Origin of the sequence: Hominimerdicola alba (genome assembly GCF_900112155.1) — a bacterium.
Taxonomy (GTDB): Bacteria; Bacillota; Clostridia; order Oscillospirales; family Ruminococcaceae; genus Hominimerdicola; species Hominimerdicola alba_D.
This window is the reverse complement of record NZ_FOKQ01000024.1, coordinates 19880-38441: the sequence shown is the minus strand read 5'-3', so window position 1 is coordinate 38441 and position 18562 is coordinate 19880. Positions and strand designations below refer to the sequence as shown.

Genomic DNA, 18562 nt, shown 5'->3' with positions numbered 1-18562 from the left:
GTATTTAGAAATTTTTCTAAATTATCAAGTCAATAGTCTGCCAACGCTGAAACAAAGCAATATATAGGTATTTCAAGAGTGTCAACCCGCGTGAACTGAGCATAGTATAGCTTAACACGAAAAGAAAGGAAGCATACTATGACGGGTTTGATTTCGGCAGCCTGCGCGACAGGCTTTACATTTTTGATGACAGCGCTTGGGGCGGCGATGGTGCTTTTCATGTACAGCGACGACTTTTCAGACAAAGTCAGGCGGGCTTTTCTGGGCTTTGCGGCAGGAGTTATGATAGCGGCTTCGGTGTGGAGCTTGCTGATCCCTGCGATAGAAGAATCGGAAAAACTTGGCAAACGTGGCTGGATCCCTGCAGCGGGAGGCTTCGCGTGCGGAGTGGCTTTTCTGATGATCCTCGACAAGATCCTGCCCTGTTTTGCTAAGGATACAGAACGACGAAGAGGTCGGACGGCGATGCTCGTTTTCGCCATTACGCTTCACAATATCCCCGAAGGCATGGCTGTGGGTCTGGCTTTTGCGGTTGCAGCAAGGAGTGCAGACCCTGCGCTGTTTGGTGCGGCAGTTGCTCTTGCGGTTGGTATGGGTATACAGAATTTTCCCGAGGGAGCAGCTATATCCATACCACTTCGTCAACACGGTATGGGCAGACTGAAAGCATTTCTGTGCGGGGCGGCTTCGGGCATTGTTGAGCCTGTTTTCGGCGTTTTAACAGTGCTGTTGGCAGGTGCTGCACAGACAGTCCTGCCCTGGTTTTTATCCTTTGCGGCAGGAGCGATGCTCTATGTTGTGGCAGATGAACTTATCCCTGAAGCGCATCTTGAAGGCTCTCGCGCGGGGACTATCTGCGTGATGATAGGGTTTATTCTGATGATGACCCTTGATGTGGCGCTGTAATTGGTTCGGTAAAATTTAGCCATGGAATACATTACGAAAACCATTTCGTAATAATAGTCAAATAAATTGAGTGGTTCGGCTGAGACCTCTTAGTGCATGACAAAACATTGATATACAGCAAACTACCGATAAAACGAAGTTTGTAAGATACAAAGCAAACAAATTCAGCCAAAATTAGAGCGCAAAAAAGCGGGGAGAAGATTCCCCGCTTAAATTATATGCGAAATCGTTTTATTTGAGGATACCTCTATCCTTTTTAAGACGAAGCACACGTTCAAGACTCTCGTCTATGCGCTTTTCGGTCAGATCACCCTTCTTAACGGCTTTTTCAACACCTGCAACAGCAGATTCCAGATCTTCGGGCATCAAAAGAAGGTCGCCGCCAGCTTTGAGAACAGCTACGGATATTTCATCTGAGCTGTAATAATTTGCCAGAGCGCCCATGGCAAGGGCATCGGTGACGATCACACCGTCAAAACCGAGCTTGCCGCGAAGTTCGTCGGTAATGATCGTTTTCGAAAGGGATGCGGGCTGATCGTCAACGTTGACCATTGTGATATGTCCCACCATGACCATGTCAGCTCCCGCTTCGATACCGCTCTCAAATGCCAGATATTCTGCGTTTTCCAGTTCATCGACCGTCTTGTAGCTGCAAGCCATACCATCATGTGAGTCCTCAGCAGTGTCACCATGACCTGGAAAATGCTTCAGTGAGCAAACAACACCGCCGTCATTGAAGCCCTTGACTGCACTTGCAACAAGCTCGGCAGTCTGCTCAAAATCGTCGCTGTATGCGCGGGTGCCGATGACAGTATTATCAGGGTTGGACCATGTGTCCGCAACGGGAGCAAAATCTACATTGAAGCCGAGATCGGCAATATCCGAAGCAATAGTGAAAGCGTTCTTGTAAGCTGTATCTGTGCCTTTTTTGCGGTATTTATACATAGGCTGGAACTCAGTCGTGCCCAGCTTTTCAGCGCACCTTGCAACTATACCGCCCTCTTCATCGACCGAGAAAAACAACGGGATATCGGACACAGTACTGTTGCTCTCAGCTGTCGCCGCCAACATCGATTTCGTTTGCTCAACGTCCTCAAGATTCTGAGCGAAGTAGATCAGACCGCCCACAGGATACTCTTTCAGAGCATCAAGGGTCGCTGCACCGGATTCTGTCACCAGATCATAGCCCGTAAGACTCTCGGGAGTGACAACAAAAAGCTGACAGATCTTCTCGTGCAGGCTCATTTCAGCCATCATCTTGGTTATCTCATCGTCTTCGGGAACGTTTTCGGTCGGCTTTTCTGTATTTTCATCGACTTTGGCTGAGATTTTTGTCTCGTCAGACTGCTGTTCGATTTCGCTCTCGTGCTCTTCCTCGGCAGTTGTTTTATCATCGGCTTTATCGGACTGTTCAGCTTTCTTACTGAGTTTTGCAGCTTTATCAGACGTTTTGCCGTCTACAAGTTCAACAGGACGATTTTTGAAATAACCGTTCACCACATAAGCACTCAGGGCACCGGTTATCACCAGAAGAATCAGCAAAGTGCGTATACGCTGAGCTTTGGCACTCGCCTTTTTCTTCGACTTCGACATATCATCACTCCTAAAAACGATTTCGTAAAATCAAATATCAAAATATAGTATAACATTATTTTCGCGTATTGTCAACATTTTACTCATATATTTACTATTCCGGAGATAAACGGATATTAAAGAAAAAGTCCCGCGCCGAAGACGCAGGACGATCAGTTATTGCAATCGTTTAAGTAATTCAGATATGAACTCTGTTCTTCACCGCAGCTGACAGAGAAATAGCAACAGCCAACTTCAGCATATCCCAGAGGATAAAGGGCAAAACACAGAATTTCAGGGCATTTGCGAGGGTCATGTCACCTTTGGTATCGGTGTAGACTTTGATAAACCAAGCCGTTCCGAAAGCATAGCAAAGCGCCAGACCAACGATCATGGACAAGATCTCAGCGATAAGCTTTTTGCCGAAAAGCTTTTCTGTCAGCAGGCAAAGCGCGGGAATTACAATAAATCCGATGATGTACCCGCCAGTTGCGCCAAGCAGAACTCCTGCGCCGCCTTTAAAGCCCGAAAATACAGGGATACCGACTGCGCCAAGGAGTATGTATACCAGCACAGCGAAGAATCCTCTTTTGCCGCCCAGCATTGATACTGCGCAAAAAACAGCAAAGGTCTGTAATGTAAAAGGCACCGCTGTTGGTATTGATATCCATGAACATACGGCTATCAAAACCGCAAACATCGCGGTCAGAGCCATGTCCTTAACGGTGAGCAGCTGTTTGCTTTGAGAGTTTTTGATTGATACTTTTTGTGTAGTCATAAATGTATACCTCTTTTCATCTACTGGTATACATTATAGCACTTATCATGTGATTTGTCAACCATTTTGCATAAAAAAGTATACGATTCCACATTATTTCAAAAAGAAAATCGAATAGATCAGGAAAACACCCACCGCTCCCAGAAGCATATACAGGAGTACCAACACATACATTCGCATACCGCGGCTTTCTTTTTCTTCGGAAATCGGAGTATTTCCCGGGGATGCCTGTTGAGGTATATGCATTGTGTCGGAATTTTCTTTGACCTCAGAGGATCTCTTTTCCACTTTCCTACGCTTCTCGGTCGGAACGTAGCAAGCCTCGTACTGGGGTGGTACACTGTCAACGGGGAGCTGGCTCAGCACCCTGTAAACCTCATCCATATCGGCATATCGGCTCTCGGGATGCGGCATACAGCACTGCATTATGAACCGTCCGAGATCAGGCGGTGCACCTGCAGGCGGGTCAAAGGGCTGACCATCGAGCCGTGCTTTTACTGCATTTTCTTGACTTTCACCCTCTTTTTGAAGGGGCAGAAGTCCTCCGTTGAAAAGCTGATAAAGCATTATTCCAAAGGAATATATGTCCGCCTTGAAATGATCGTAGCTATCAGAAAACGTTTCAGGCGCGGCATAGGTATGGTCTGCAAGGGCAGGAAGATAGGTGCAGGGGGCATCAAGACAGAAATGACCCTCGCTGTCAACGCGGAGATTTTCGGGGCAGATATCCCCGAAAGTAAAGGCGTTTCTGTGTGCTGTACGAATCCCTCGGCAGATGTTATCCGCCAGCTTGCGGGCAGTTATATAAGGCATCTGACCATCGATCTCAAGGGGACGATAGTCGTCCGTCTGCACAAGGATATCTGCGGCGACAGGCGGAGCGCCAACGTTTTCGATGTTTTTTACTGTGAAGTTTCGCGCACTGACAAGGAAAGCTTCACCCGCCAGAGGAAGTCGGGCGTTTATCCTTTTTATGGCAGCCGCCGTCAGTTCGGAAAGTGGTCTGCCGCAGGCTGTGCTGTCAACTGTCAAAACTCTGACTGCGCTTTTGCGGCCGTTTTTATCTTTCAGCGAAAACATGGTGCCAAGGCTGTCCTCCCACATAAAGCTGTCCACGTACCACTCATTCCACAGCGGTTCGTAGCCCGAAAGCCTGCGCTCTAAGCTGTTATCCAAAAATTGCGCCCTCCTTTCTAATGTCGAAATTCACTTAAACGTTTGCGAAATTCCATTCATCATGGGCATCATATTTACCCCACGGCGAATTTCCCTCAAAGCCGCCTAAATAAACCAGTTTATCCCCGAGAATACATATCTGTATACCGTGTTCGGGCTCCCATTCACAGCCTCCGCTGAGGTTCAGCGCAGGGATATCAGTGTTCTTCGGGACCTCAAACTCCACCGTAGAAATATTGAAATACCTGAACATCTCACCCACAGGCGTAGCCTTGTCAACAGGCGGAAAATCAGATGGGTCGAATCTCTCCCCTGCCGCGTCCCTGCAAAGCTCGATAAAGAACAAACAGTACCTTTTCGCCGCTTCACATATAGCCGAAAGCGTATCTTCGGGCAGATCAATCAGATGCCGAACGCACTTATTTATGTACTCACCGCTGACATTCTCATGAGGAACATAGATCTCGATCTCATCACCGAGAACACAGTCGGTCACAATATCCCCCTCGCGGAAAACCTTATTCTCCATAATATGCCTCCTCAGATTGTTCATTATTAAATTCATCAGCACATTACCGTACAGCTGAATCTAACAGGTATAACCTAACCATCTATATAAGTACCAGCCGTCACCCAAAGTCTTTTCAAGCCTGAAACCGCTTCTCTCTTTATTTTCAATATCCGGTTTCGTCTCCGAGTAGACCCACTCATATCTTAACTCCTTGCCACCGGCTGAACTTTCTACTCCTTCTCTGTATCCGATGATATACAGTCTTTCTTGATCTTCTTTACGGTTAGCTTCTACTATACCATCATCAAAAGTATTCTGAAATCCTACTGTGTCATTAAGCTTATGTACAAGACGCTCAACATCATCCTCATTTCCATGCGCCGCAATTTCAAACAGTTCGAAATTCATTTTATATACTACTGTCATTCGTATTACCGGCGAATTAATATATACACCATAAGCCGCAATAGCAGCTACTATAAGTATTATCACACCTATAATTATTTTACGTTTCATTTATCCTCCCAGATTCATAACATTCAGCAGAAGCACCCAGGAAAGTCCGTAGTAAGTCACCACAGCTACAAGGTCGTTGACGGTGGTTATCAGCGGGCCCGAAGCCACTGCGGGGTCAACTTTTATCTTCTTGAAAAACAGCGGGATAATAGTTCCCACCGCGCTTGATATCAGCATAGCCACCATCAGCGAGATGCCTATACAGCCCGATACAGCAAAGGAAAATCCGGCAGTGCGGTGCTTGAATAACATTATGTAAAGTCCCACAAGACCGAAAGACATTGTGCCCAGCAGTATGCCGTTTGAAAGACCCACGCGGGTCTCTTTTGCCACAAGGTGCATCTTCTGGGAGAAAGTCAGATTTTCGTCCGTAAGCACTCGGATAGTCACCGCAAGGGACTGGGTGCCAACGTTACCTGCCATATCCAGTATCAGCGACTGGAATGCCATAATGAGGGTCAGCTGGGAGATGACTTTCTCGAATACTCCCACAACGCCCGACACCAGCATACCAAGACAAAGAAGTACCAGCAGCCATGGCAGACGCTTCTTCATGCTCTGCAAAAGCGGCTCCTGCAAGTCTTCCTCAGCTGTCAGACCTGCGAACATCACGTAGTCCTCGCCCATCTCATCGTCAACAACTTCGATAAGGCTTTTCGCAGTGATAACGCCAAGAAGTCTGCTGCTGTTATCCAGCACGGGTATCAGGTCTTCGGAGTAATCCTTCAGTTTTTCGATACACTCATCGATCTCCTCATTGGCGTAAACGTAGGGGAACGAGGTCATTATCAGGCTCTCCAGCGTCCTCGTACTGCGGGCCGTGATAAGCTCTTTCAGGTCGATGGCACCGTAGAACTCCTCGTTATCATCAACCACAAAAATAGTCGTGATATTGTCATTGTCCTCAGCCTGACGCACAAGCTCGCTCATCGCCTGTTTGATGGTAAGGTCTTCCTTGATGATGATGCAGTTAGTGGTCATCTTACTGCCTATCTCGTCTTCGTCGAAACTCGCGATAAGGCGGATCTCTTTCCTGACCTCAGCCGAAAGGGCATCGATGATAAGCCCACGCTTTTCACGCTCGATCTCACGAAGAACATTCACTGCCGTATCAGTCTCCAGCAGACTCACCACAGCAGCAGCCTTTTGAAGATCCATTTCGTTCAGGTATACTCCCGCCTCGTCCTCATCAAGGTACTCAAAGGCTTCCGCCAGCATATCACCGCTGCACACGCGATAAAGCTTCTGCCTTTCCTGTTTTGTGAGGTCAGCCACAACCCCCGCGATATCGTTGCCGTGGTAGTCCTCCAGTTTTTTCAGTATCACACGCGGCGAATCGTTGCTGCGTATAACTTCAATAATCTCGCCCTCATAATCGGGCTTTACCGCCATTTCAGCGGTATCGTCATCTGTATTTATCTTTGAGATATCCTCTGTGTTCTCGGTATCCTTTTTGATATCCTCTGCCATATCCATAGCCCTCCGTTCATATTAATAATATTAATAATGACGCAAGGGGTTAAAAATGGGCATAAAAAGTCCTCTGCCGACCATGGTGCATTTAAAGCACCCTACACGGGTCTGTCAGAGGCAGCGCACATATATCCTTAGGTCTGTCCGCAAAGCAGACACGATTACAGAAGACGACGAACCGTTACAGTTTGCCGCCCGCAGGATATTTTGCCGCATAGCTGCCCTTTTGACCCGCAACTGTCACCGTTAGTCACTTCTGTCCTCACCGTCCTTTTCGTTTGGTTTTTTTACTTTAATATTATACCACACTGATACAGATATGTCAATGGCTGACCATGGGTCATGAGGGAATTTTCTCTTATTTTGCCTGGATCTTCTGACCTTGGGTGACAGATGTTGTACCTTATTTCTCTTGTCGAGAAAGCGGAAAACAATAAATGCAGCGGCATACGGTCGCATACATTGGTATGCTTTGGCTTGCGACCTATCGCCCCTCGTACCTCGGGTCGAGTCTTCGGATTCGCTATCGCTGTCCGATGACGGGCGCGGCAATAATTTACGCAGATAGTTTGAGCGTATGCATTAGTTTTGCATACGCTCGGAATTTTGATATTGCCGCGCCTTTTGGGGGCGGGAAGTTCGCTGTGCATTTTGGTTTCGTGCCTTGGTGATTGAGGGCTCTGCCCTCAAACTCCCGCAAGCCTTTCGCGAAAGGCTTGAGCCAAAGCTCCATTCGCACACAGCTTTGTTGCGCTAACCTCACTTAGTCTGCGTAAATGTTCAGGTTATTTCAAATGCGTTTACTCGCCATGCTCTGACCCGCCGTCACGCAATCCTACCGCCCTCTCCAAACTATAAATAGGCGGAATCGGCCAACGTTGACTGCGTCGAACGTGCCCGGCCGAGGGCAATTAAGAATTAGAGACAGCGTGTTTCGCCGCGATGATACCAAAGGTATAGCACTTGCCCAGCGAAAGTCCTGTCTGATGGAATGGATAATCCGCACCGCCGTAGAACTGTCCGCCAAGATTGCCCACGCAGTAAAGGCCGGGGATAGGAGTACCGTCTTTGTAGAGGGCTCTGCCATACTCGTCGGTGAAAACGCCCGAGACTTCTGCCGATACGCGGATGTGCTTTCTAGCTCCCCAGAAAGGCGCTTTTTCTATCTTGTGCATATACTTCCCGGGCTTGCCAAAGTCGGTATCAACGCCCTTATCGCAGAGCTCGTTGTAGCGGTCAACGGAAGCTTTCAGTTTGTCATACGGCACGTCAAGCTCCTTTGCCAGTTCTTCAAGTGTGTCACATCTGTGCAGGTCGATGAGGTTCTTGAATACGCCCTGAGGTTCTTCTACTGCGCCGGGAATGAATTTCTCCATAACTGCAGGCGGCACTCTCCTGCTGACAAATTCATCATCCGGCCAGTCCATGTATGTGCTGTCGTAGATGGTGCAGTACCAGCCCTTTGAGCCTGTTTCCTTATGTTCCGCATCAAGCATGGAGCCCTTGTAAGCAGGCTGTGTGCGCAGGATATTTCCCATGTATACAAAGCCTGTATACTCATTTGTGAAGCGCTCACCCTCCATGTTGACGTAGAGGAATGGCTCTTCAAACATCAGCGCGGAATCGAAATCGTGCATCATTTTTGTGTGTCCCAGAGGTTCCATTTCAGCACCTGCGGACATGGCAAGTATATGACCGTCACCTGTTTTGCCGAACTGCTTTTTATCAAACTCGGCGATATCCGGGCACCACCTTTTTACCATTGCGGGATTGTTGGTGTAGTCGCCCGTGGCAAGTATAACGCCTTTTTTCGCGTTATAGCGGATGTACTTGCCCTCGCTGTTCTTGGCGATAACAGCGCATACTCTGCCGTTCTCGGTAACAAGCTGAACCGCGGGGGTGCTGTAGAAAACATCCAATGCCACACCTGTTTTCTGCACGTTATCGATGATATTTTTCAACGCGTTGCTGACGTTCTTGGGCTTGGGACCTACCCAGGGTGCCCAGAAATAACAGTGGTCATCGCCGTACTCGTAGCTGTTCTCCCTGTCCTGCCAGTGACCTGTGAAATCTCCGCTGGTGCTGATGAATGCACAGAGACCGTTGCCGTCATTGAGAAGCTTTGCGCTGTCGGTGTTGCTGTCGACTTTACTGCCGTCACCGTACTCGGTCTCCTTGGTCATGCCCGCCCTGTTCCAGAACCACATCATAGCTTCTTCGGAATGGTCTGCGTAGGCTCTCAGCAGCTTGGTATCGGCACGCCAGTCGCAAAGACCGTTGGTATGGTGAATCCACTTGGCGATACCTGCCTCGGTAGACCTTGACTTGATTATCGCTGAACCGCAGTTGCCCTGTGATACAACAGCGGCAGCTTTCTGCAGAAGCGCCACCTTAGCGCCCAGTTCAGCCGCCTTGCAGCCAGCAGGAACACCGGAAGCGCCCGCGCCTACGACTACCACATCATAATCGGCAGTTTCATCGGGTGTTATTGTCTGAAGTTCGCATACAGAGCCTGCGGTCTCTTCCTCGGTAATGTTGAAATTTGTTTGCTGTGACATAGTTCTTCCTCCTTTTTATACACAAACTGCCGTCCTCATCAGCGGGGACGGCAGCAAGATTTTCCGGTTTGTTTGCCCATTTGGGGACTTTGTGCATAGTATTATAGTGTCGTCTTTCGTTGACTCTTATGTTATCCTTATGTACTGTGGTGGGTTGCGGTCGCATAAGTTTTATGCATTTCATACTTATACATTCATGCACTCGCCGCGGATAATTCAAACCAAAGTTTCGATCATACCAACCAATGAGCTGTTATACGATCGCATGGGATTCTATGCGCTTGCACATTCACATTCGTAGGCGGGGAGCTAGTCGCCCCTCGTTCCTCGGGTCGAGTCATCGGATTCGCTATCGCTGTCCGATGACGGGCGCGGCAATATTTCACGCGGATAGTTTGTGCGGTGGCATACGATCGCATACGCTCGGAATATTTGATATTGCCGCGCCTTTTTTTGGTCGATAGTTTGCTGTGCTATTTACGGCTTTGTTGCCACGACGCTTGGGTGCCTTGACCGAGAGGCTCTGCCTCTCGAGCTCTCCGCAAGCTTTTCGCGAAAAGCTTGACCAAAAGCTCCAATCCTTGGCATACTTACCACACTACGTGGTTGCCCTGCCAATAATTATGAATTGTGAATTATGAATTATGAATTACCAAAGGATTATTCATACCTCAGCGCATCAATAGGATTCATATTGCCTGCTCTCTTTGCTGGATAGTAACCGAATATCAGTCCAGTCAGCATCGAGAATGCCAGCGAAATGATGATCGCAGGTATCGATGGCTGTACACTCAGTGTGATGTACTCAGCATATTCAGCTGCCATGGTGTTGAGCAGTATCGCCGCTACCTTGCTGAGGATCACGCCGTTCAGAACGCCTATCAGCACGCCTATGGTTCCGCCTGTAAGACAGATGATAACTGCTTCGATAACGAACTGGCTTCTTATATCGCCGTTAAGCGCACCCAGTGCCTTGCGGACACCTATCTCACGGGTCCTCTCAAGTATGCTTACCAGCATGATGTTCATAACGCCCACACCGCCGACTATCAGCGATATAGCCGCAATTACTGATATCGCTATGGTGATAACGTTCAGCACGGTGGTTATCATGCCCATCTCTTCCTGAGAGTCGTATATAGCGATCTGCCATGTATCGTTGTTGCGGTATACATCCTCGAAGTAATCTTCGATGTACCTCTTGGCAGTCTCGGAATCACAGTTGCTTGTCCAGCCTATCTGTGCGCTGTGGAGTATAGTCTCTTTCGGGGAAAGACCCTTAGCTTCAAGCATGGTGTTGTATGGGAAGAAAACATAAGTCCTTATATCCAGCTTGTTCTTCGTGGTGTTGATCTTCATCTCGCTCTTTTCAAGGTCGGTGTATTCCATTATGCCGACTATGGTCAGATTGATATTACCCTGATTGTTCACTTCGAACCTTATGGTCTTGCCCAGTGCGTCATCTGCCGAACCGAAGTACTGCTCACAGAATACATCAGATACTACACAGGTGTGCTTCTTGCCGATGTTATCGGCATTTGAGGGCGCACGTCCCTGAACTATCTGCTTTTTGAACTGGGGAGGATCGAAATAGTCACCTGAAACACCGATCATCAGAGCCTTAAAAGTCTCGCCTTTCAGGTTCACGATATCTGCAGCGCCGTAAGCCTCGTTACAGCTGTATGTAAGCTCATTGGGATGCTTTTCCACAAGTTCCTGTACCTTTTCAAGGGTGAGGGTATCGTCATCGTTTTCCGGATACTTGCCCTCGTAATCATCCCTTATCTCGGGATAGATGGTGAGCTTTACGTCACCTAACTGGTCAAAGGTATTGTTCAGTGTCTTTGATATGGAGTTACCAATGGTCGTTATCGTGATAACGGCGCTGATACCGATGATGATACCAAGCATGGTCAGGAATGACCTGAGCTTGTTTATCGCCAGTGAGGAGAACGCCATTTTTATGCTTTCAAGGAGGTTCACTGAAACACCTCCTTTTTGTAATCGTCAGCGATTATCCTGCCGTCGCTGATGGTTATCATGCGCTGTGTTTCAGATGCAAGCTCGGGGCTGTGGGTTATCAGCACGATGGTCTTGCCCTCTTCCTCGTGAAGCTTGTGGAACAGATCCATTACCATTCTGCCTGTCTTGGTATCAAGTGCGCCCGTAGGCTCATCGGCAAGAATGATAGACGGGTCATTCGCCATAGCCCTAGCGATGGCAACACGCTGTTTCTGTCCGCCCGAAAGCCTTGCAGGGTCATGGGTGTATCTGTCGCTCATACCCACCAGCTCGATGAGCTCCATAGCCCTCTCGGTGCGCTTCTTCTGGGATACGCCTGCATACATCATGGGCATCTCCACGTTTTTCAGCGCGGATATCTTTGGTATAAGGTTGAAATTCTGGAACACGAAGCCGATCTCCTTGTTCCTGATTCGGGAAAGCTGTTTGTCGTCAAGCACCTTGGTGCTGTTTCCGTTGAGTTCGTACTCGCCTTCGGTCTGTCTGTCAAGGAGACCGATAATGTTCATCAGCGTACTTTTGCCCGAGCCCGATGCTCCCACGATGGACACGAATTCGCCCTCGAAGATATCCAGCCCGATATCGAAAAGTATCTGAAGTTCATTGGGTTCACCCACGTAGTACTTCTTGGTAACGGATTCCATGTGGATTACAGGGTCACTTCTTCTTTTCATTTACCTGCACCCTCGCTCCGTCGCTGACATCGGGAAGTTCACCGCCAACGGGATCTTCGATGACAAGATCACCGCTCTTGACTTCACCGCCCTTGATCTCAACATAAAAGTCGCTTTCCTCGCCTTTTTCCACTTTTTTCTTCTTGGCGATGTAGCCGCCTTCATTATCATCGGCAGGCTCGGCAACATATACGTATTCAGCGCCGTCCTCTTCAAACACGCCTGAATAAGGCACGCTGAGCTTTTCGCCTATCTCGTTGATAACAACATCAACGGAAGCCGACATACCTATCAGAAGCTTGTCATTGGTCTCATCAAGGGTGACTTCCACCTTGTAGCCCGAAGACGAGCCCTCAGCGGTAACATCGTTGGAAACGACATTGACGATACGTGTGATGGTAGCGGAGAATTCCTCGCCGGGAAGAACCTTGGAAGTTACCTTGGCAGTCATGCCCTCTTCTATCTTGGTGATATCAGTCTCCTTGACAGTCAGCTCGATGACTGTCTTATCGGTGTTTACGATGGTCATGATGGAAGGCGATGAAGGTACGCTTCCCTCGTTTACGTTCAGGGCGGTGATTATGCCCGACTGAGATGCATATACCTTGCACTGCTCTATCTGCTCAGCCAGCTTGTCAAGCTTCTTCTGGTTGTCATCGGTGGAACCGAAAGCTTCTGCATCGATAACATCCTGGATCCTCTGGATAGCATCATCGCAGGTAGATTCCGTATCCTTGTAGGAATCGTTTGCCAGTGTAACAGCATCATCATAATTGGAAAGACCGGATTTCAGCTGTTCGAGAGTTGCCCATACCGAAGTATAGTCATAGTTCTCATCGCCGCGCTCCAAAGCGGAATTGTACTCGTTGCAGAGGTTGTTATACTTGTTGTAAGCATCATCACGGGCGGTGACAGCCTTGTCAATCTCGCGCTGTGCCCTTGCAAGAGACGCATCTTTCTTTGACTTTGCGGCTTCAAGGTCACGCTCGTTTTTGGAGCTGTCAGATTTTTCCTTTTTATCGGAATTATCCATCTGCTCTTTCAGCGAATCGTATTCCTCCTGAAGCTCGGTGGTGTCAAATTCGCAAAGCAGGTCGCCTTCCTTGACCATATCGCCAAGGCTGACATTTACCTTGCTAACCGAACAATTGAGCTTTGTGGTAACGTCAACTGTACCGTTGCCGATGACCTTACCCGTGGTGGATATCACCTTTGAAAGGTCGTTCTGACCCGCAGGGATAACCGAATACTTTGTGTTTGCTATCAGGCTCTCCTGTGCAGCCTTGGACATTGCACTGCAGGCATAAAGTCCGCCGCCCGCAAGCAATGCGATCACCGCAGGGATAATGATAGTCTTTTTCTTTACAGCCATTAAAATGCCTCCTTCTTTTTTTCCTTTTCCTGAAAGTACTCACATAAGGCTGACGGCAATTGGTTCCGACCCGATGTATCACCCTGAGGGCATTGGCTGTTTTCGCCCCTTGATGATGATATATCACAGGTCTGATCTTACACCGCCTGACCGATATTGAAAGCGGTCTTTAGGGAAAAGTTTTCATCACAAAATTTATCTATCCGCACATAATAACACGTGCGGTTTTGTGCAAACAAATGTTTTTATATTTAACTCGGACATATTTCTGCAAGAGTTGTACAAAAACGTACAACTTTTCTGCTGTTTTTCCTGATAGTGAAAGTTATGCGACCGCATACCAGGATATACAGGAGGTAGAAATTTATGAACAGTATCAACAGCAAAAGCAAGAGCTTCATGCTCTACAAAGAATGGGAAGAGACCTTCCTGGCACTGGAAAGCGACGCCGAAAGGGGCGAGCTTATCCGCGGGGTATTCGCCTTTGTGAAAACAGGTGAAGTTCCTGATTTCAAAGGCGGACTGAAGATCGCTTTCATCATGATAGCGAATCAGCTTCGCCGTGATGCGGAGCGCTACGAAAAGATATGCCAGCGCAATCAGAAGAACGCCCGCAAGCGCTGGAAGTCTTCCGATAACACGGTAGTAACCGAAAACAGCACTTTATCCAACGAAAGTGCCACCGCATACGACCCCATGCCAATGGATACCAAAAATGCCGATAAGGAAAAGGATGAAGAAAAAGACAAAGATGAAGTTAAAGATGAGGGTGAGGGTAAAGAAATTACAGCGAATCGGGAATATCCCGAGCACACCCCCTCCCCCGCCCACAGGAAATACAAATTCGGAGAGTTCAGAAATATATCTTTGTCCTTTGGTGAATACGGCAGTCTGGTAAACAGGTTCGGCAAGCATATGACCGATAAATGCATCGAAAGCATGGACACTTACATGGAACAGACAGGTAAAGTTTACCAAAGCTGTTATGCAAAGCTGAAAAACTGGATATCCGAAGATATCGCAAGGTCGAGAAAAATCAACCCATCTAAGGCTTTATCGGCTGACAGCGGCAAGATAACCGATGAAGAACTCGCGGAATATGAAGCCTATGCACGAGCCCATGCAATGGAAGATTTTGCAAGAGAACTTGAATGTAAAGCAACAATTCACCCCACCGCCGAACAGCAACGAAATATGCAAAAATGACAAAAATTTCACTAACGATACTATTATAACATTACGAAAAAAATTCGTCAAGATAACAGAATAGATATGTAAAAATTTCGACATTATGCACAAAACAGAAGTTAAGCATAAAAGCGGTTTACTGTAAATAAACCGTAGTCAGATGAACGCCTATTTACGCGCCCGCAGAGGTATTCTATTATGCTTTGGAAATAACTGTAAAAGGCTCTCGGGAATGAATATTTTTCTGAATAAAAAACGCAGACATAAATAAGCCGTCTTTCGTTCATGCAAGCGAAAGGCGGCGGTAAAAGATAAGATATTTATTCTCTGTTTTTAAGCACCTCGGCGGGTGTTATGCGGTTCAGCTTTCTTGTCAGCAGAGCACTGCTGATGAAGTAGACCACAAGCACCGCACCATACACTATCAGATATAGGTAAGGCGGAAAATCCAGCGACATTGAGCAGGCAACGTTGGGGATAAAGCTTGGATAGATGCAGTCCATCAGGAATTTCGCCAGCGGTATGCATATCAGTGCACCGATAGAAATGACTATCAGGTTGCCGTTGAGGTACAGGCTGCGCACCTCTTTGGGACGGTATCCGAATATCTTCATCAGAGAGATGCCAAAGGAACTGCGGTCGATCATCACGCCCATCATAAGATACATAACTACCACGAAGATAACAGTTCCTGCGGTCATCAGCGTGTAGACAAGAGGACCCATCTGATCAACGAAAACACCCGAGCTCTTCTCGATATCAGCCTTGGTGGTGACGCTGTAAAGTCTTCCCGGATCGATGTCAAGATCTTCCGCCGAATAGACAGCATTGAAGTAATCTTCACTCTCACCGAAAAGCTCCCGCATTGAGCCGATATCCATAAACACGGTGAATCCCGGTGAATACTGGGCGATATCCGTAACTGTGAAAGTGTAGTCGCGGTCAGATGCCGCATCGGTGAAAGTCACCCTGTCACCGATATCGTAGCCGTAGCGCTGAACTAGGGAGTTGTTGATAACAGCCTTGTTCTTTCCCTTTTCGGGGTCAGCATCGAAGTACCTGCTGTTCTCGTTAAGTCCTATCACCGTCACATCAAGAGTGTATCCCATGCACTCGGTGGAAAGTGTCTTGATGAAAGCGCCTTCGCCGCCCTCGGGGACTTCCTTTTCAGGGTACTTGTAGAGGTACATATAGCCGTAATTGGTATCAGCCACATTGTCATGCTTAACTGCTTGACACATCACCATACAGTCAAGACCCAGCATCACAACCATCAGGGATACCAGCATTCCGAGTACCACAGTCAGCGCCGAGCGCAGTTCACGCACCATCTGCCTTATGCGGAATACAGTTGTAAAGTTTTTCGACCTTACATTGAATCTGCGGTAGTTTGAAGAACTCTGCTCGTTTTTGATAAGGGAAAGTGCCGTCCGCGAAAGCTTGCTGTTTATCACCAGAGCATTAACTATGGCTGATATCACAGGTGGCAGGATAAGCCCGTAAACAAACAGATATGGCGCGTAGTAGATATCGTACCGGGGCAGGGAAAAATAGCCGTAGCTGCTCTGCAACCTCGTGCCGATGCCGATGGGCGAAAATCCCAGCGCTGTGCCGATTACTCCACCGATGAAAGCCACCAGAGTCGGCAGGGCTATGTAGTGCCGCAGAAGGTCTTTTTTCTTCACGCCAAGGGCGTACAGCGCCCCGATGACAGGTGCTTCGCTTTCAACGCGGTGAACAACGAAAACCGAAATCACGTAGCCGAAAAGGATAAGGATTATCCCCCCCGCCGCAAGACCCGCGTTCTTATCCATGACCACATCACCTGCGGCGGCTTCGATGCGCTCGTTATCGCCGCGGGGCACGAATGAAACGAGGTTCTCGATATCCACATCAAAAGCCGAATCAAGGAGCTTTTCTATCCACTCGGAGAGTTCTCCTGCGCCCTCATCAAGTTCGGCTGAACCCTCTTTTGCTTGGGTGACAGCATCAGTGTAATCAGCAAGTCCATCCCTGTATGCGATCATGCCAGAAAGGCTTTCTTTCAGGCTTTTGAGGTCTTCGGACTTGGTCACTTTTATCAGCTTGTCAAGTTCTTCGGCGTAGTTTTCTTCCGTCAGGATGAGTTTCATTCCTGCCGCCGCAAGACTTTCGTTCGCCTGTGCAAAATAGGCATCTACAAGCTTCTGCGCACCGTTATTGATCTCAGCGCTGTGAGAATCAAGTTCGGTCATGCCATTGGTGAGGTCGGAAGTCCCCTCGGTGAGGGAGTTTATGCCGTCTTCTAACTTATTGCGGTCGGAGAGGATATCCTCGATGGTCTCGCGGAAATACTTGTCCTCGACCTTCAAGTAATCAAGCTTGATGGAACGGATCTTCTCTTTCAGGTCATCATCGGTGACATCATTACCAAGTTTATAGGCGTAGACATACTCCTCAGCAGGCAGATCACCCTCTGCGCGGATATCCTCATAGCACTCATCCGTAACGAAGATAAGTCCGAAAAATCGGGACTGCACAGCTGTGTCGGAGAACTTGGCTTTGGGCTGATCGTAGTCGGGCACAGCGCCGATGCCTGTAACCGCGAAATCATGACCGCCAGCCGTGATGGTGTCGCCGATTTCAAGACCGTTGACAGCAGCATAGCGCTTCTCCACAACGCACTCCCCTGATGCTTCCGCAAGTCTGCCATCATCAAGAATGATCTTGTCGATATTCTCGCGGTTCTTGAATATTCTCAGCTTGGTGTCCTCATCTACGGTGAGGTCGGTGTAGAACTCAGCTTGTATCTCTGTGCCGTCCTCGGTAATGGTTGCTATCTCGCTGTCTGCAAGGGGCAAAAATACCGTGAAGAAGCCGTCCTCGGTGTTGAATTCAGCACGCTTTTCCACCGCACCATGGAGCACTGTTTCAGCCGAACCGACTATGCTCAGCACCAGAAAAATGCCCATGGCGATGACCAGTATCAGCGCGGTATACCGCCCTATCCCTGCCCTGAGATCGCGGGGCAGACGCTTTTTCAGTACTCTGTTCATCACAAGTCCTCCAGTTCGGCAGCGGGGACGATGGTTTCATTTTCGTAGTCTTTACGTATCTGTCCGTCCTTTATGACGATGACCTTGTGCACCATATTTTTAATGGAGTTATTGTGGGTGACGATCAGCATGGTGGTGCCGTACTTTTTGTTGATCTTTTCCAGCAGTATCAGGATATCGCGGGAGGTCTTTGAATCCAGAGCGCCTGTGGGTTCATCGCACAAAAGAAGCTTCGGGTTTTTAATAAGGGCTCGGGCAATGGCGCACCTCTGCTGCTGACCGCCCGAAAGCTGCGCGGGAAACTTGTTCTGATGTTCGGTAAGCCCCAGAACATCCAGCAGTTCGTCCATATCAAGAGGAGAATCCGTAAGATAGCCGCATACCTGGATATTCTCCCGAACGGTGAGGTTCGGCACCAGATTATAAAACTGAAAAATGAACCCCAGATAGTCACGGCGGTAGTCGGAAAGCTCGGCGGGGCGCAGACCGAATATTTCTTTGCCGTCCACTTTCACCGAACCCGAATCCATAGTATCCAGCCCGCCGATGCAGTTGAGCAGCGTTGATTTTCCCGAGCCGCTGGTGCCCTGTATAACGCACATCTGCCCCTTATCGACCTTTGTGCTGACACCTTTCAGCACCTGGATATAGCTTGTGTCCTTGCCGTAGCTTTTTTTAACGTCTTGTATCTCTAAAAACATATTGGGTCTCCTTTCTTTAGTTAGATTTATCTAACTTCACTGTAAAATTTTTTGATATCTGAATACTCCAACTGAGTTTT

General features: G+C 48.2%; 14 protein-coding genes. 2 read left to right on the top strand and 12 right to left on the bottom strand.

Features of this window, described 5'->3' with window-relative positions; all coding sequences use genetic code 11:
• Window positions 1-138: 138 nt before the first annotated feature.
• Complete coding sequence (locus BM265_RS12955) at window positions 139-906, top strand: ZIP family metal transporter (RefSeq protein WP_074962235.1); 768 nt, start codon at window positions 139-141, stop codon at window positions 904-906.
• Window positions 907-1137: 231 nt separating this feature from the next.
• Here BM265_RS12955 and BM265_RS12950 read toward each other — a convergent pair whose 3' ends face one another.
• From BM265_RS12950 to BM265_RS12905, 10 genes are all read right to left on the bottom strand, one after another.
• The gene (locus tag BM265_RS12950) at window positions 1138-2499 is read right to left on the bottom strand and encodes a glycoside hydrolase family 3 protein (protein WP_074962234.1); all 1362 of its coding nucleotides are present in this window, start codon (window positions 2497-2499) and stop codon (window positions 1138-1140) included.
• Between the two features lie 178 nt (window positions 2500-2677).
• Complete coding sequence (locus tag BM265_RS12945; protein ID WP_074962233.1) at window positions 2678-3256, bottom strand: biotin transporter BioY; 579 nt, start codon at window positions 3254-3256, stop codon at window positions 2678-2680.
• Window positions 3257-3349: 93 nt separating this feature from the next.
• Window positions 3350-4432, bottom strand: a complete 1083-nt coding sequence (locus tag BM265_RS12940) for a protein kinase domain-containing protein (RefSeq protein WP_074962232.1) — start codon at window positions 4430-4432, stop codon at window positions 3350-3352.
• A 34-nt stretch (window positions 4433-4466) separates the two neighbouring features.
• Window positions 4467-4961 (bottom strand): DUF6985 domain-containing protein, encoded by a 495-nt coding sequence (locus BM265_RS12935; protein WP_074962231.1) that lies wholly within the window; start codon window positions 4959-4961, stop codon window positions 4467-4469.
• A 60-nt stretch (window positions 4962-5021) separates the two neighbouring features.
• A complete protein-coding gene (locus tag BM265_RS12930; RefSeq protein ID WP_074962230.1) occupies window positions 5022-5459 on the bottom strand; it encodes a hypothetical protein in 438 nt (145 codons plus the stop codon).
• Window positions 5460-6929: a magnesium transporter gene (gene mgtE, locus BM265_RS12925; RefSeq protein ID WP_347500954.1), complete on the bottom strand. Its 1470-nt coding sequence runs from the start codon at window positions 6927-6929 to the stop codon at window positions 5460-5462.
• Between the two features lie 914 nt (window positions 6930-7843).
• Window positions 7844-9490, bottom strand: coding sequence for an FAD-dependent oxidoreductase (locus BM265_RS12920; RefSeq protein WP_074962229.1), 1647 nt, complete (start codon window positions 9488-9490; stop codon window positions 7844-7846).
• Window positions 9491-10150: 660 nt separating this feature from the next.
• Entirely contained in the window at window positions 10151-11473 is a 1323-nt protein-coding gene (locus tag BM265_RS20135; protein WP_177219595.1) for an ABC transporter permease, read from the bottom strand.
• Entirely contained in the window at window positions 11470-12186 is a 717-nt protein-coding gene (locus tag BM265_RS12910) for an ABC transporter ATP-binding protein (RefSeq protein ID WP_074962228.1), read from the bottom strand. The genes BM265_RS20135 and BM265_RS12910 overlap by 4 nt, the downstream gene beginning before the upstream one ends.
• Window positions 12170-13558: an efflux RND transporter periplasmic adaptor subunit gene (locus BM265_RS12905; RefSeq protein WP_074962227.1), complete on the bottom strand. Its 1389-nt coding sequence runs from the start codon at window positions 13556-13558 to the stop codon at window positions 12170-12172. The genes BM265_RS12910 and BM265_RS12905 overlap by 17 nt, the downstream gene beginning before the upstream one ends.
• Window positions 13559-13924: 366 nt before the next feature.
• Between BM265_RS12905 and BM265_RS12900 the strand changes: the two genes are divergently transcribed.
• A complete protein-coding gene (locus BM265_RS12900) occupies window positions 13925-14764 on the top strand; it encodes a DUF6291 domain-containing protein (protein WP_074962226.1) in 840 nt (279 codons plus the stop codon).
• Window positions 14765-15066: 302 nt separating this feature from the next.
• On the opposite strand, the gene BM265_RS12895 is transcribed toward BM265_RS12900, so the two are convergent.
• On the bottom strand, window positions 15067-17781 hold the full coding sequence (locus BM265_RS12895) for an FtsX-like permease family protein (protein ID WP_074962225.1): 2715 nt from the start codon (window positions 17779-17781) through the stop codon (window positions 15067-15069).
• Window positions 17781-18482, bottom strand: coding sequence for an ABC transporter ATP-binding protein (locus BM265_RS12890; RefSeq protein WP_074962224.1), 702 nt, complete (start codon window positions 18480-18482; stop codon window positions 17781-17783). Before BM265_RS12890 ends, BM265_RS12895 begins: the two co-directional genes overlap by 1 nt.
• Window positions 18483-18562 lie beyond the last annotated feature (80 nt).

Excerpts from the sequence above, each read along its gene's own strand:
- BM265_RS12950 (WP_074962234.1), bottom strand. The coding sequence starts at position 2,499 with ATGTCGAAGTCGAAGAAAAAGGCGAGTGCCAAAGCTCAGCGTATACGC.
- BM265_RS12935 (WP_074962231.1), bottom strand. The coding sequence starts at position 4,961 with ATGGAGAATAAGGTTTTCCGCGAGGGGGATATTGTGACCGACTGTGTT.
- BM265_RS12955 (WP_074962235.1), top strand. The coding sequence starts at position 139 with ATGACGGGTTTGATTTCGGCAGCCTGCGCGACAGGCTTTACATTTTTG.
- BM265_RS12895 (WP_074962225.1), bottom strand. The coding sequence starts at position 17,781 with ATGAACAGAGTACTGAAAAAGCGTCTGCCCCGCGATCTCAGGGCAGGG.
- BM265_RS12905 (WP_074962227.1), bottom strand. The coding sequence starts at position 13,558 with ATGGCTGTAAAGAAAAAGACTATCATTATCCCTGCGGTGATCGCATTG.
- BM265_RS12930 (WP_074962230.1), bottom strand. The coding sequence starts at position 5,459 with ATGAAACGTAAAATAATTATAGGTGTGATAATACTTATAGTAGCTGCT.
- BM265_RS12910 (WP_074962228.1), bottom strand. The coding sequence starts at position 12,186 with ATGAAAAGAAGAAGTGACCCTGTAATCCACATGGAATCCGTTACCAAG.
- BM265_RS12890 (WP_074962224.1), bottom strand. The coding sequence starts at position 18,482 with ATGTTTTTAGAGATACAAGACGTTAAAAAAAGCTACGGCAAGGACACA.
- BM265_RS12920 (WP_074962229.1), bottom strand. The coding sequence starts at position 9,490 with ATGTCACAGCAAACAAATTTCAACATTACCGAGGAAGAGACCGCAGGC.
- BM265_RS12900 (WP_074962226.1), top strand. The coding sequence starts at position 13,925 with ATGAACAGTATCAACAGCAAAAGCAAGAGCTTCATGCTCTACAAAGAA.
- mgtE (WP_347500954.1), bottom strand. The coding sequence starts at position 6,929 with ATGGCAGAGGATATCAAAAAGGATACCGAGAACACAGAGGATATCTCA.
- BM265_RS12945 (WP_074962233.1), bottom strand. The coding sequence starts at position 3,256 with ATGACTACACAAAAAGTATCAATCAAAAACTCTCAAAGCAAACAGCTG.